Origin of the sequence: Streptomyces sp. E11-3, from assembly GCF_046540415.1 — a bacterium.
Taxonomy (GTDB): Bacteria; Actinomycetota; Actinomycetes; order Streptomycetales; family Streptomycetaceae; genus Streptomyces.
Genome location: NZ_JAZGRL010000001.1, coordinates 1,139,919 through 1,153,825, shown reverse-complemented (window position 1 = coordinate 1,153,825; position 13,907 = coordinate 1,139,919). Strand labels below are relative to the sequence as shown.

Annotated in this window: 14 protein-coding genes; 3 read left to right on the top strand and 11 right to left on the bottom strand. The window is 70.8% G+C overall.

The genetic code is table 11. The annotated features are described in order from the left end of the window. The gene (locus U9R90_RS05100) at positions 1-315 is read left to right on the top strand and encodes a hypothetical protein (protein WP_411055162.1); all 315 of its coding nucleotides are present in this window, start codon (positions 1-3) and stop codon (positions 313-315) included. Positions 316-1,125: 810 nt separating this feature from the next. On the opposite strand, the gene U9R90_RS05095 is transcribed toward U9R90_RS05100, so the two are convergent. The 3 genes from U9R90_RS05095 to U9R90_RS05085 are packed head-to-tail and all read right to left on the bottom strand — an operon-like array spanning position 1,126 to position 1,847. Continuing rightward, positions 1,126-1,365 carry a hypothetical protein gene (locus tag U9R90_RS05095; protein WP_411055161.1) on the bottom strand — a complete coding sequence of 80 codons (240 nt, stop codon included), beginning with the start codon at positions 1,363-1,365 and terminating at the stop codon, positions 1,126-1,128. Positions 1,366-1,374: 9 nt separating this feature from the next. Further along, complete coding sequence (locus U9R90_RS05090) at positions 1,375-1,554, bottom strand: hypothetical protein (RefSeq protein ID WP_411055160.1); 180 nt, start codon at positions 1,552-1,554, stop codon at positions 1,375-1,377. Between the two features lie 32 nt (positions 1,555-1,586). After that, a complete protein-coding gene (locus tag U9R90_RS05085; protein WP_411055159.1) occupies positions 1,587-1,847 on the bottom strand; it encodes a GntR family transcriptional regulator in 261 nt (86 codons plus the stop codon). A 162-nt stretch (positions 1,848-2,009) separates the two neighbouring features. Here U9R90_RS05085 and U9R90_RS05080 point away from each other — a divergent pair, with 162 nt between their 5' ends. Then, complete coding sequence (locus U9R90_RS05080) at positions 2,010-2,375, top strand: DUF6415 family natural product biosynthesis protein (protein ID WP_411055158.1); 366 nt, start codon at positions 2,010-2,012, stop codon at positions 2,373-2,375. Between the two features lie 157 nt (positions 2,376-2,532). Here the strand turns inward: U9R90_RS05080 and U9R90_RS05075 are convergent, their stop codons facing one another. The 4 genes from U9R90_RS05075 to U9R90_RS05060 form a co-directional block, all read right to left on the bottom strand. Continuing rightward, positions 2,533-3,162, bottom strand: coding sequence for a GntR family transcriptional regulator (locus U9R90_RS05075; RefSeq protein WP_411055157.1), 630 nt, complete (start codon positions 3,160-3,162; stop codon positions 2,533-2,535). Between the two features lie 511 nt (positions 3,163-3,673). Further along, entirely contained in the window at positions 3,674-4,702 is a 1,029-nt protein-coding gene (locus U9R90_RS05070; RefSeq protein ID WP_411055156.1) for an ABC transporter substrate-binding protein, read from the bottom strand. Between the two features lie 95 nt (positions 4,703-4,797). Further along, positions 4,798-6,621 (bottom strand): AMP-dependent synthetase/ligase, encoded by a 1,824-nt coding sequence (locus U9R90_RS05065; protein WP_411055155.1) that lies wholly within the window; start codon positions 6,619-6,621, stop codon positions 4,798-4,800. A gap of 354 nt (positions 6,622-6,975) precedes the next feature. After that, positions 6,976-7,980, bottom strand: a complete 1,005-nt coding sequence (locus U9R90_RS05060) for a LysR substrate-binding domain-containing protein (RefSeq protein ID WP_411055154.1) — start codon at positions 7,978-7,980, stop codon at positions 6,976-6,978. A gap of 270 nt (positions 7,981-8,250) precedes the next feature. Here U9R90_RS05060 and U9R90_RS05055 point away from each other — a divergent pair, with 270 nt between their 5' ends. Further along, on the top strand, positions 8,251-9,270 hold the full coding sequence (locus U9R90_RS05055; RefSeq protein WP_411055153.1) for a bile acid:sodium symporter family protein: 1,020 nt from the start codon (positions 8,251-8,253) through the stop codon (positions 9,268-9,270). Here the strand turns inward: U9R90_RS05055 and U9R90_RS05050 are convergent. From U9R90_RS05050 to U9R90_RS05035, 4 genes are all read right to left on the bottom strand, one after another. Next, positions 9,206-10,498 carry a DUF4185 domain-containing protein gene (locus U9R90_RS05050; protein ID WP_411055152.1) on the bottom strand — a complete coding sequence of 431 codons (1,293 nt, stop codon included), beginning with the start codon at positions 10,496-10,498 and terminating at the stop codon, positions 9,206-9,208. The genes U9R90_RS05055 and U9R90_RS05050 overlap by 65 nt on opposite strands. Before the next feature lie 183 nt (positions 10,499-10,681). Then, positions 10,682-11,572 carry a formate dehydrogenase accessory sulfurtransferase FdhD gene (gene fdhD / locus U9R90_RS05045; protein ID WP_411055151.1) on the bottom strand — a complete coding sequence of 297 codons (891 nt, stop codon included), beginning with the start codon at positions 11,570-11,572 and terminating at the stop codon, positions 10,682-10,684. A gap of 16 nt (positions 11,573-11,588) precedes the next feature. Next, a complete protein-coding gene (locus U9R90_RS05040; RefSeq protein ID WP_411055150.1) occupies positions 11,589-12,449 on the bottom strand; it encodes a 2Fe-2S iron-sulfur cluster-binding protein in 861 nt (286 codons plus the stop codon). Further along, positions 12,446-13,907: NADH-quinone oxidoreductase subunit F (locus tag U9R90_RS05035; RefSeq protein WP_411055149.1), on the bottom strand; the 1,462-nt coding region annotated here is incomplete at its 5' end. The genes U9R90_RS05035 and U9R90_RS05040, both read right to left, overlap by 4 nt.

The following is a 13,907-nucleotide window of genomic DNA, read 5'->3' as shown; positions in this document are numbered from 1 at the left end:
TTGCCCAATGAGCCGACTCTCGGAGAGCTCGCCCGCCGCCTCGAGGCCGTCCACCTGGACCTCAAGGAAGACATCCGCCAGCAGGGCGTCCGGCTCGACGGCAAGGTGTCCCAGGACGTGTTCGAACTGCGGATGGCTGCATTCGACAAGGACCTGCAGGCGGTGACCGCGCGGACGTTGGCGCTGGAACAGGCCGACCGGGAGCGGGTGCGGCAGCGTGCGGCAGACCGGCGTTGGATCGTGACTGCCCTTGTCGTGCCGGTGCTGCTGGTGTTCCTGCAGGCGTATCTGACGGCGCAGGGGGCGGGGACATGAGCAGTCATGGCTCCGGGGCGGGGGCTCGGCGTCGTACCGATGTGTGGTTCGGGCTCGGTGTGCTCGCTGTTCTGGTGGTGTTGGCGTGGGTGGTCATCACGATGCAGCAGATGTCCCACGAACTGCGCGACGCGAACGAAGCCCGCGATGCGTTGGCGACGCAGGTGGAGGAGTTGGGTCAGAAACCGATCGCCGGCCCGCCGGGCAGTCGCGGCGAGCCTGGCCAGTCCGTGGTCGGCCCGCGGGGGGCTCAAGGCGAGCGTGGGCGACCTGGTTCGCCGGGGCCTTCCGGACCGCCGGGGAAGCCGGGTAGGGACGGCGACGATGGGGCGGACGGCGTCGATGGTGTCGGCGAGCCGGGGCCGACCGGCGCCCCTGGTTCTGACGGCGAGACCGTCGTCGGCCCGCCCGGCTCGCCCGGTCCGGCTGGCCCACAGGGTGAACCCGGTCCGGTGGGCCCTCGAGGCGAACCGGGACCGACGGGCCCGGCGGGGGCGGATGGCCGTGACGGTCAGACGTGCCCGGACGGCTACTCGCTGCAGGCCCCGTCGTGGGATGAGGACGCACTGGTGTGTCGCCGCGATGGGGCCCCTGATCCGGAGCCGGGTCGCGGCCAGCAGGCTGCCGGGTTGGACCCGTACCGCCGCCAGTACCCGTAGCTCATGCCCCCGTCGTCTGCCCTCGCGGGCGGGCGGCGGGGGTTCGTCATGCCCGGCTGTCAGTCCCCGCGGCTAGGCTGCCCGCAACATCCGTGTCTGCTGGCTGCGACGCACCGCGCCCCGCTCCCGATCAGGGGGCGGGGCGCATGGTCTATACGGCTGGGTCCTCGTCGGCGTGGCGCACTGCCGCCTTCACGGCGGCCTCGACGTCGAAGCGGCTCTGTCCGGCCGCTGCCGCGTGTGCGGTGATGGCGGCCTGGACAGCTTCGGCCGCCTCGCGCCAGCGTCGCCACTGCGCGTCGTGCTCCTCGCCATCGAGGCCCGCGAGCTTCGCCCGCTCTGTCTCGGAGGATCGTTCCAGCATGATCAGCTCATCGGGGATGTCAGCCACGGCCGGATCTTAAGCCGCCTCGACCATCTCGGCGCGTACCGCCGCAGCCCACTCCGCCACCAGCACCTCATACCGGGCCCGCTGCTCGTCCGACAGACGCACCGCCGGATGCGGCCAGAGCGCCCGGATCTGCCGGTTGAGCTCGGCGGCAGAGCGCACAGTGCCGTCAGACGGGGGAGGCGGGGGCATGACGCAAGCCTAGGCGCCCGGTGTGACAGGCGTCAGCTGACGGGCGGCTGCTCGACGATGAACGTACCGCGCGCCGGCAGCGTCACCACCAGGCCGCGGTCCCGGAGCTCCTGGATCGCCCGCCGCGCCGTACCGATTGCCACCCCGTACTCGGTAGCCAGGTCCCGCTCACCCGCCAGCCGGGCGCCTGCGGAGATCTGCCCAGCGGCGATACGGGCGGCCAGGTGATCGGCAACCTGCACGTACACGTACACCGGCCGCGACGGATCAACCACCGGCTCTTGATCATCCATGGTGTCAACGTAAAGCGGCCCACCACACCCAGAAACCGCAGGTAGCGGCATGCTGCTCCATGTAGCGGTATAGAGCGGTACGGTGTGAGGCCAACGGAAAACCCCCGCATCCGCAGGCACGGACCGGGGGCACGGCCGACGACGACTGACCGGAGCGTCGACATGCACCAGCCTACGGACCCACACCAGCACAGCGAAGGCCACACACGCAGCCCCGAGGCGAGGGCCGCCCTCATCGAGGAAGGCCTCCAGGCGCGCCCGCCGCTGCCGCCGATCGAGCGACTCCGCGAACTCGACAGGCAACTCCGCGCCGAGCTCGACGTACTCACGCCGATAGTGCAGAAGCAGGCCGACCGCATGTGGCGCGGCGACCCCGACTGGTATTCATGCCAGCGCACCCTCGACGCCGCAGCCGCCACACTTACCGAAGACCTCGGAGCAGGGCTAGCGTCCGCCGCCCAGCACGTCGACAAGCTCGCCCGCTGCCTCCGCGACCTCGACAGCTACACAACCGGAGCCCGGACGTGACGCGAGGCCTACCTCCGGGACGGTAGAAGTGGGCGGGATTCACACGGGGTGCGAACGGAGTGCACAGACATATGCATACGGCACTCTTACGCCTTCAACAAAGCTGAGCTTTACTGTCTCAATACTTCCTCGGCCCAGCCCTCGCCGAGCCTCACGATCAAGCCTGCCCCTGCGGCGGACACAGACGGATCATCCAGCGGTCAACCGGGAGGATCAGATCAGATGTCTCCAACGGACGCCCCTCCGCATCCACACGAGTCCGCACCACCCGATAGGCCACCGTGTCCACCAGTAGCCCCAGGGCGTGCGCCTGTTCGTCGCCGAGCCGCACCGTCCCCAGCTCGGCCGTGAACGACGCATGCGCCCGACGCTGACCGTGCCACCACGTGGACGTGAGCATCGCCGACCGGCCGCCCGGATCGAGGCACTCCACCGTCTCGTGCTGCAGTCGCACCCCAATCCGGACGCCGAGGCGGGCCGCGAGTTCCTCGGTGGCTGGCTGGGGGCGGGTGTCCGTGGTCTCGCTGGAGAACGGCCACTCGGCATCGATGTCGGTGAGGGTGCGCATGGCAGGAGGATGCGCGACAGTGACCTGCTTTCGCTCCTCTCCCTCCAGGACTCCGATCCTGCGGAGCAGGGTGTAGGCGAGGTTCATCGTCTCGTGGTGGACGTCGTATTCGGCGGCTAGGCGGCGGCGGGATGGGAGTGGTTCGCCGGGGCGCCAGTCGCCGCGGTCGATGCGGGCGCGGATGTCAGCGGCGATGCGGCGGTAGCGCGCTGCTGACATCGGGACCCCTGGCGTCGATCATGACGTGAGGTCTGAAGCTACGAACCAGGCGTATGGCTGGTTACAACCAGGAGCCTCAGGCGCCTTGGGCTATGCCAGGGGCACTTGAGGAGTGAAGCTTCGGAGCGTCGAGATCAGGTACTCGGCACTTCGAATGGGCCGCCACCCGGCCGCCGTACCCCTATAGCGGGCGCGGTGGCGGCCCTAGCGCCGACGGCAGCCTGTACTCGACGTTCATCTGAAGGAGTGATCTGAATCCCGTAATCCATGCACCGGACACTCGTTCATCAAAGAAGCCGGAGCCAGACCTGTCACCGCCTCCGAGGGCGTTCAGGGTCTGGCTCCGGCGTTCTGCTGCCTGCAGGTGCTCTGGGCGAGGGGTCGTTGGGAAACAAGTGGGAACCGAACGTGGCCATTCGTGGGTATCGGTGGTTAGCGATGAGTAACACTCTGCCTGATACCAGCACGTCAGAGACGTTGCCCCGCCAATCGGCGGTGGCCAAGCCGATGGCTAGACAATCACACACAACATCATGTGCATGTTCAGGGGGACGTTCTTCCCCGCCGCCTTCCTGATGTCCGCCTTGAACTGCTTCATCCGCTCGCTGTCGGACTCGAACGGCTCGAAGGACAGCAGCACATGCACGCCGTCCAGAGCCTTCTTCGTCGCGTCCTTGGCGAGCAGCGCCGGGTCGTAGTCGGTCGGGTCGGTGATGACGCCCTTGAACCCGGCGCGCTTGACGGCCGTGAACAGGCCGATGTTGTACGGCGTCTGCATCACCGAGACCACCACGTCGGGTGCCTTGCCGCCGTCGCTGCGCAGTATCTCCTTCGTGTACGCGGTCCAGTCGCTCGGCAGCGAGGTCGCCGGGACGGCGGCCTTGGCGTAGGCCACCTTGAACCCGGCGGCCGCGAAGCCCTGCTTGTAGGTGCGGATGGCGAACGTCCCGGCGTCGTTGTCGTTGGCGAGGATCGCCACCGACCTGCCCTGCGCGCCGCCCAGGACGTCGGCGAGCCCCTCGGGCCAGCTCTGGGTGATGGTGCCGCCGGGCATCGGCACCATGCAGCCGCCGAATCCGTAGATGTACGTGGGGCCGCAGAACTGCGGGACGGTGCCCCAGCCGAAGGTCGGCACCTGCTGCTCCTGGAGGAAGTCGGCTCCGGAGAAGGTGACCGAGCTCATCGGGGAGACGGCGAACACCTTCTTACGCTGGACGAGTTCGCGGGCCGCGGCGAGGTTCTTGCCCGGGTCCTGTCCGTCGTCCTCGGTGCCCACGTAGTCGATCTTCCGGCCGTTGACACCGCCCTCGTCGTTGGCGCGCAGATAGCGGGCCCTGGCGCCGAGGTCGGTGTCCTTCTTGGAGTAACCGCTGGCCGTGGTCATGGAGACGATGCCGCCGACCTTGATCGCGTCGTCGGTCACCCCCCGTGCCGAACTGCCCTTGCCGGATGGGGAATCGGATGTCGAGGCGGAGTTGCACGCGGTGGCGAGCAGCAGTGCGGCGGCGGCCGTGGCGATGGTGCGGATGGGTCGCAACACAGTCGGGTCCCTCCCTCGGAGTGACCGAAATTCTGCGGTGGACCTGACGACCCGTCAATAACTGACGCATCGGTAACTGATGAACCGTCAGAATCTCAACCGCGGTACAGAGCCTCGACCTCGGCCGCGTAGGCCTGTTCGATGGCTTTGCGCTTCAGCTTCAGCGACGGGGTCAGCAGCCCGTGCTCCTCGGAGAACGGCTGGGCCAGAATCCGGAAGGTGCGGATCGACTCGGCCTGTGAGACCAGGGTGTTGGCGGTGACCACGGCCCGCCTGATCTCGCTCTCCAGGTCCGGGTCGCGTACCAGCTCGGCCGGTTCGGGCTTCGGCTTGCGGCGCATGTTCAGCCAGTGGTCGACGGCCTCGGGGTCCAGGGTCAGCAGCGCCGCGATATACGGACGGTCATTGCCGACCACGATGCACTGCGCCACCAGCGGGTGGTCGCGCACCCGCTCCTCCAGCTGCGCGGGCGAGACACTCTTGCCTCCGGAGGTCACCAGGATCTCCTTCTTGCGCCCGGTGATGGTCAGATAGCCGTCCTTGTCGAGCCGCCCCAGGTCGCCGGTGGCCAGCCAGCCGTCGTTGAGTACGGCGTCGGTGGCCTTCGGGTCGCTGAGATAGCCCTGGAAGACATGGCCGCCGTGCAGCCAGACCTCGCCGTCCTCCGCGATGGCCACGGAGGTGCCGGGGATCGGGCGACCCACCGTGCCGAAGCGGGTCCGCTCGGGCGGGTTGGCGGTGGCGGCCGCGCTGGACTCGGTCAGCCCGTACCCCTCGTAGATCATCACTCCCGCGCCCGCGAAGAACAGTCCGAGCCGCCGGTCCATCGCCGAGCCGCCGGACATCGCGTGCCGGATGCTGCCGCCCATCGCCTCGCGCACCTTGGAGTACACCAGCTTGTCGAAGAACTGATGCCGCATCCGCAGCGATGCCGATGGCCCGGGTCCGGTGCCGAAGGCCTTGTGCTCCAGTGCCTCCGCGTACTGCACCGCGACTTCCACGGCCTTGTCGAAGGGCCCGGCCTTCCCCGCCAGTTCGGCCTTGCGGCGCGCCGCGTGGAAGACCTTCTCGAAGACGTACGGCACGGCCAGGATGAACGTCGGCCGGAAGGAGACCAGGTCGGGCAGGAGCGCGGCCGCCGTGAGTTCGGGCTGATGGCCGAAGACGACCCGGCCGCGGATCCCCGCGACCTGCACCATCCGGCCGAAGACATGCGCGAGCGGCAGGAACAGCAGGCTGGAGGCCTCGTCGCCCGGCTTGGAGTGGAAGACCGGCTCCCAGCGTCCGAGCATCGTGTCGCACTCGAACATGAAGTTGGCGTGGGTGAGCAGACAGCCCTTGGGGCGGCCCGTGGTCCCAGAGGTGTAGATCACGGTGGCGGTCGACTCGGGTGTGACCGCGCGCCGGTGCCGGTGCACCACGTCGTCGTCGATGTGCTCGCCCGCGGCGCGCAGTTCACCCATCGCGTCCGCGTCCAGCTGCCAGAGCCGCTTCAGGTGCGGCAGCCGGTCGACGACCGAACCGACCGTCATCGCGTGGTCCTCGTGCTCGACCAGACAGGCCGTGACCTGCGCGTCGTGCAGCATCCACCAGACCTGGTCGGCCGACGACGTGGGGTAGACGGGGACCACCTGGGCGCCGACCGTCCACAGCGCGAAGTCGAAGAGCGTCCACTCGTAGCGGGTACGGGACATCAGGGCGACCCGGTCCCCGAACCGCACGCCCTGCGCGAGCAGCCCCTTGGCCAGCGCCAGTACCTCGTCTCGGAATCGCGCCGCGCTCACATCCCGCCAGCGGTCCTCGACCTTGCGGCGCAGCGCGACGCGGTCCGGGTCCGTCCCGGCATGGTCGAAGACGGCGTCGGCCAGGCCGCCCACCGGTGGCGCCGACGCCAGAGGAGGGGAGGTGAACTCGTGCACTTGCACTCCCTTGTGGCGCTCCGTACAGCGCCGGTGACGGTACCCCACCCGGTGCCCCGTGGGGAGAGGGTGTACGGCACCGGGGGGCGGGGAATCGGCACAGGTCAGGCGCCGAAATGCGGCCACAAGGGGAGGGGCCGGGACAGAATTCTGACTCCAAAGTAAGTTACGGTCCCGTAATCTCCACGGAATCTGTACGGTGCGGTCATGGACGCGCCCCCCGCGGACGGGCGCCTTTCGGCTTTCTGGCGCGCCCCTCCCGGCCTGCGGAAGCGCCCCTCCCGGCCTTGCTGACGCGACGCTCCCGGCCTGCGGCGCAGGGCCCGGCCCGCCCGGCCGACGCGGGCACTTCGGCTACTGGCCGCGCGCCCGGTGCAGCCGGTCCCCGCCCGCCAGGATCGTCGCCGCCAGCGCCCGGGCCGGGCCCTGCGCCGCCGATGCCCCGGCGCCGTGCAGCAGTACGAAGTCCACACCGCCCAGCTCCGGCAGCCCCGAGCGCACCCGCGCCAGACCCGGTGGGATCAGGCCACGGCTGTGCGCCATCACACCGNCCCCCCCCCCCGCCGATGCCCCGGCGCCGTGCAGCAGTACGAAGTCCACACCGCCCAGCTCCGGCAGCCCCGAGCGCACCCGCGCCAGACCCGGTGGGATCAGGCCACGGCTGTGCGCCATCACACCGAGCCCCGCGTGCGCCGCCGCGAGCAGGCCGTTCAGGCTGCCGCTGGTGCAGGCGATGCGCCACGGGCGGCCGTGCCGCTCTAGGACCTCCAGGGCGCGGGCGCGGGTGATCCCCGGCGGCGGGTAGACGATCAGCGGCACCGGCCGGTCCGGGTCGAGGCGCAGCCGCTCTGCACCGATCCAGACCAGCTCGTCGTGCCAGACCACCGTCTCCCGCGCCCCCTGCGGGTCGCCGGGGCCGCGCTTGGCCAACACCAGATCGAGCCGCCCGTCCGCGAGCTGCTCGTGCAGCGTCCCGGACAGCTCGACCGTCAGCTCCAGGTCGACCTCAGGGTGCTCCTGGCGGAACGACTTCAGGATCTGCGGCAGCTGGGTCAGGACGAAGTCCTCCGACGCCCCGAAGCGCAGTCGCCCGCGCAGCCGGGTGCCGGTGAAGAAGGCCGCGGCCCGCTCGTGTGCCCGCAGGATCGTCCGGGCGAAGCCGAGCATCGCCTCGCCGTCCTCGGTCAGCCGCACGCTGTGGGTGTCCCGCGAGAAGAGCTGGCGTCCGGTGGCCTCCTCCAGGCGGCGCACATGCTGGCTGACCGTGGACTGGCGCAGCCCGAGCCGATGGGCGGCCTGGGTGAAGCTCAGCGTCTGCGCCACCGCCAGGAACGTACGCAGCTGGGTCGGGTCGTACACCCCGCCAGGCTATCGCGATACGTGATGACAGTCAGTCCCGTATACGGGATTCCCGATTACGGTGATCAGGAGGACGATGGGGAGGGCACGATCCGACCTGACGATGACCCGATGACGACGTGACGACGACCGTTGGCGACGTGACGACGACTGTTGGCGACGTGACGACGACTGTTGGCGACGTGACGACGGCCCGTTGACGAGTCGATGACCTGGAGCAAGTGCGCCGTGAAGTTTCCGTTCGGCGGGGGCCGTAAGTGGCCCTCTTGGATGCCCGTCGACCCGTTCATAGTGACGCTCGTCGGGACCGTCGGGATCGCCGCGCTGCTCCCGGCCCGCGACGCCGCCGCCGAGGTCGCGTCCGGGGCCTCGACCGCCGCCATCGCCCTGCTGTTCTTCCTGTACGGCGCCCGCCTGTCGACCCGCGAAGCCGTCGACGGGCTGCGCAACTGGCGGCTCCATCTGACCGTGCTGGCCTGCACCTTCGCGGTGTTCCCGCTGCTCGGCCTGGCGGCGAAGGGCCTGGTCCCGTACGTCCTGACGCCCGCGCTCTACAGCGGCCTGCTCTTCCTCACCCTGGTCCCCTCGACCGTCCAGTCGTCGATCGCCTTCACCTCGATCGCCCGCGGCAACGTGCCCGCGGCGATCTGCGCGGGATCGTTCTCCTCGCTCGTCGGGGTCCTCCTGACGCCGCTGCTGGCCGCGGCGCTGATCGGCGGGCACGCGGGCTTCTCCGCCGACTCGCTGGTGAAGATCGTGCTTCAGCTCCTGGTGCCGTTCCTGGCGGGGCAGGTGCTCAGGCGCTGGATCGGGGGCTTCATCGCCCGGCACCGGAAGGTGCTGGGCCTGGTCGACCGGGGCTCGATCCTGCTCGTCGTCTACACCGCCTTCAGCCAGGGCATGGTGCAGGGCATCTGGGGGCAGGTCACCCCGGCCCGGCTCGGTGCGCTGCTCGGTGTCGAGGCGGTGCTGCTCGCGGTGATGCTCGCGCTGACCTGGTACGGCGGCAAGCGGCTCGGCTTCAACCGGGGGGACCGGATCGCCCTCCAGTTCGCCGGTTCGAAGAAGTCCCTGGCGGCCGGGCTGCCCATGGCGAGCGTGCTGTTCGGGGCGCAGGCCGCGCTCGCCGTACTGCCGCTGATGCTGTTCCACCAAATGCAGCTGATGGTGTGCGCGGTCATCGCCAAGCGCCGCTCGCGCGACCCGGAGGCCGTGGCGCCGCAGGTCAGTCCGCCGGACCGAGCTTCAGTCGGACAAAGCGCGGCCGGTACAGGTCCACGTTCCGCGTGATGTGCGACTGCCCGACCCGCGGCGTCGGGTCCAGCCAGTTGACGTCGTAACTGAGCACCAGCTCCCCACCCCGCCCACTGAGCGCGGGGTGTGCCTGCGGGTTGTAGGCGGCCGCGTCCTGCCGCGCGGCACTGTCGTCGGGCAGCGGCGGTACGAAGGCCTTCGCCGGGCCGTACCACGGCCCGCTCGGTGAGCAGGCCCAGTACGAGGTGACCGTGGTCAGCCCCTCGGTGCCCGCGGCCATGGTCAGCAGCACCCAGGTCGACCCGTCGCGTACGACCGTGAACGCGCTGCCCACACCCTTCTTGCCGCCGTCGCCGAGTACCGGCCGCGCTTGGCGGTCGCGGGTGTCCCAGCCGGTTCCGTCCCAGTACTCCCACGCGGCCGGTTCGGCGAGCCTGCCGTCCGGCACGCGCGCGAGGTGGGCGGCCGAGGTCGGGCGCGCGGTGGCCTGCTCGTCGCTGCCGCCGAACACATAGGTGTAGCCGTCCTGGTCGACCGTCGAGGTGCCGTACAGCACGCGCCGCGCCGGGTCGGCGACCGCGGACTGGTCGGACACCCGCGCGATGCTCTCCACCCGCAGGTCGGGCAGCGAGAGCGTGGCGACCTCGGTGGCCAGCGGCACCCCGAAGATCCACGGCCCGGTCCCGGTCTCGCGCGTCCACAGCAGCACCCGTACGACCCGCTCGGACGCGCCCGGCGTACGGGCCTCGACCTTGGCCGCGACCGGCCACCGCCACTGCCCCGCCGCGGGGTCCGGGAACAGCGGCGCGGGCAGGGTCTGCTCCAGGCGGCCCGCCGCCGACATCACCACGCCGGAGTTGCGCAGCAGCGGGGTGTTCTCGTCCCGCCAGGGGTGCGGCTGGCCCGCCAGGTTGGGCGGCGGGTTGACCCGGCCCAGATAGGTGTCCGAGAACAGCCACAGCACCCGCCCGTCCGGCAGCCGCACCGAGTGGGTGCCGTCGCCCCCCGACCAGTCGTCGTCCCGCGCCGCGTCGTTGCCGTACCGCGCGAACTCGCCCGTGGTGCCCTCGTCCGCCGTCCACGAGGTGACCTTGCGCGCGGTGCAGTCGGCGCCGCCCTCACCGTCGTCGTCCGGGAGAGCGGTCACCACGGCGGCCACGAAGAGCAGCACCAGCAGGAGGACGAAGCCCGTCCCCTGCTGCTGCTTGCCACTCTGCTGGCCTTTCCGCGCGGCCGCGCGGTCCCCGGCGGGTATGACGGACACGCTCGGGACGCTAACGGGTGGCGCGGACGCGGTCCATGGGGCGCCGGGGGACGGTGTCCCGTGTCACACCCGGCCCAGCCCGCCCCACACAGGCACGGGGACAGCGCGAAGCGGGGCCCGCGGCCGACGCAGGGGGCGCTCCCCGCCGACCGGGGCCCCGCCGCCGTGCCGCGGGCGGCCGGCTCAGCTCTGGGCGGCCGGGGACCGCAGAGCGATGCGATGCTCACCCGCGTACACGTTCATGGAGGAGCCGCGCAGAAACCCGACCAGCGTGAGACCGGTCTCGGCGGCGAGGTCGACCGCGAGCGAGGACGGCGCCGACACCGCGGCGAGCACCTCGATGCCCGCCATCACCGCCTTCTGCGCCAGCTCGAAAGAGGCCCGCCCGGACACCAGCAGGACCGTACGGGACAGCGGCAGCCGCCCCTCGCGCAGCGCCCGCCCGACCAGCTTGTCGACCGCGTTGTGCCGCCCCACGTCCTCGCGTACGTCGAGCAGCTCCCCCGAAGGCGAGAACAGCGCGGCGGCGTGCAGACCCCCGGTCCGGTCGAACACCCGCTGCGCCGCGCGCAGCCGGTCGGGGAGGCCCGCGAGCAGCTCGGGCGTCAGCCGGACAGGGGGAGCGGCGAGGTCGTCGGCGCCGATGCCGTCACCACCGCCGTCGGCGCCGTTGATCGGCCAACGCGCCTGGGTGCGCACGGCGTCCAGGCTCGCCTTGCCGCACAGGCCGCAGGACGAGGTGGTGTAGACGTTCCGTTCGAGGGTGATGTCGGGCAGGACGACACCGGGCGCGGTCTTCACATCCACCACGTTGTACGTGTTGGAGCCGTCGTCCGTCGCACCGGCGCAGTAGACGATGGACTGCAGCTCGTCCGCCGAGCCGAGCACGCCCTCGCTCACCAGGAACCCGGCCGCGAGCGCGAAGTCGTCGCCCGGGGTGCGCATCGTGATGGCGAGCGGCCTGCCGTTCAGCCGGATCTCCAGCGGCTCCTCCGCGACCAGTGTGTCCGGCCGGGTGGAGACCACCCCGCCCCGGACGCGGATCACGCGCCGTCGCTCCGTGACTCGTCCCATGTCCTGATCAGTCCCGTCAGTCCCGGTTCTGTACGTGCTGGTAGCCGAAGCGACCCTTGATGCAGAGGTTGCCGTGGGTCACCGGGTTGTCGTGCGGTGAGGTGACCTTGACGATCTCATTGTCCTGCACGTGGAGCGTGAGGTTGCAGCCGACGCCGCAGTACGCGCACACCGTCGTCGTCTCGGTCTGCTGCGCCTCGTCCCAGGTGCCCGCGGCCCGCATGTCGAACTCCGACTTGAAGGAGAGCGCCCCCGTCGGGCACACCTCGACGCAGTTGCCGCAGTAGACGCACGCGGAGTCGGTGAGCGGGGCGTCGTGCTCGACGGCGATCCGGGCGTCGAAGCCGCGGCCCGCGACCGCGATGGCGAAGGTGTTCTGCCACTGCTCGCCGCAGGCGTCCACGCACTTGTAGCAGAGGATGCACTTGTCGTAGTCGCGGACGTACAGGTCGTTGTCGACCTTGGGGGACTCGTTCAGCCGGGCCGCGTCCGGGCCGAACCGGCCGGGCTTCGCCGCGTACTCCTTGATCCACTCGGCGACGTGCGGGGTCGTCGACAAGTCGACCGAGGACGCGAGGAGTTCGAGTACGACCTTGCGGCTGTGCCGGGCCCGTTCGGTGTCCGTACGCACCTCCATCCCCGGCTCGGCGCGGCGCGAGCACGCCGGGGCGAGGGTGCGGGCGCCCTCGACCTCGACGACACACACCCGGCAGGCGTTCTTCGGGGTGAGCGTGTCGCCCTCGCACAGGGTCGGGATGTCCTTGCCCGCGGCCCGGCAGGCCTCCAGGATCGTCGCCCCCTCGGGAACCCGTACGGCCTCCTCGTCCAAGGTGAACTCGATCATCCGGCGCGGCAGTCCCAGCGGTATCGCGGTCATTCGTACGCTCCCAGACGGTCGATGGCTGATTCGACGGCGCTGAACGCGGTCTGTCCGAGGCCGCAGATCGAGGCGTCCCGCATGGCCCGCCCCACCTCGCGCAGCAGCGTGAGGTCGTCAGCCGCCGCGGCGCCGGTGCGGTCGGCGATCCGGTGCAGCGCCTCTTCCTGGCGTACGGTGCCGACCCGGCAGGGGACGCACTGGCCACAGGACTCGTCGCGGAAGAACTCCGCGATGCGCAGCAGCACGCGGGGGAGCGGCACGCTGTCGTCGAGGGCGAGCACGACCCCCGACCCGAGTGTGGTGCCCGCCGCCCTGGTCCCTTCGAAGGTGAGCGGGATGTCCAGCTCGTCGGGCCGTACGAAGCCGCCCGCGGCGCCGCCGAGCAGCACCGCCCGCAGCCGCTCGGGCGGACCGGCCAGGTCGAGGAGCTCGCCGAGCGTCGCTCCGAAGGGCAGCTCGTAGATACCGGGCCGTTCGACGTTTCCCGATACGCAGAAGAGCTTGGGGCCCGTGGACCGCTCGGTGCCGATCGCGGCGTACGCCTCGGCGCCCATGGTCAGGATCGGGAGGACGTTGACGAGCGTCTCGACGTTGTTCTCCGCGGTCGGCTTGCCGAACAGGCCCTTCTCCACGGGGAACGGCGGCTTGGAGCGCGGCTCGCCGCGGTAGCCCTCGATGGAGTTGAAGAGCGCGGTCTCCTCGCCGCAGATGTACGCGCCGGCGCCGCGGCGGATCTCGATGTCGAAGGCGTAACCGTTCCCGAGGATGTCCCCGCCCAGGAGTCCGCGGGTGCGGGCCTGGGCGATGGCGTGTTCCAGGCGGCGCTGGGCGCGGGGGTATTCGCCGCGCAGGTAGAGGTAGCCGTGGTGGGCGCCGACGGCGTAGCCCGCGATGGTCATCGCCTCGATGAGGGCGTACGGGTCGCCCTCCATGATCACCCGGTCCTTGAAGGTGCCGGGTTCGGATTCGTCGGCGTTGCAGACGAGGTAGTGGGGGTGGTCGGGCTGGGCGGCGGTCGCCTGCCACTTGCGGCCGGTGGGGAAGGCGGCGCCGCCGCGGCCGAGCAGTCCGGCGTCGGTTACTTCGCGGATGACGGCGGCTGGGCCGAGGGTGAGGGCGCGGCGGAGGGCGGTGTAGCCGCCGCTGGCTCGGTAGTCGTCGAGGGAGGTGGGGTCTGCGACCCCGATCCGGCTCAGCAGGATCAGGCTGTCCTGGCCGGCCTGGGGGACGGCCATCGCGGCCGGGGGTTCGGCGTCGGAGGACTCGGGCGCGGCGGCCGCGTGGATGGCTGTGTCGGCTGTCGCTGGGGCGACGACGGCCGTGGCCCGCAGCGGCGCGGTCGTCGGTTGCGGTCCAGGCTCTTTCCCCCACCCCGCCCCTTCCCGAAACTGGGGCTCTGCCCCAGGCCCCATTGTCCTCAATCGCCGGACGGGCTCAATTTGAGCCCGTCCGGCG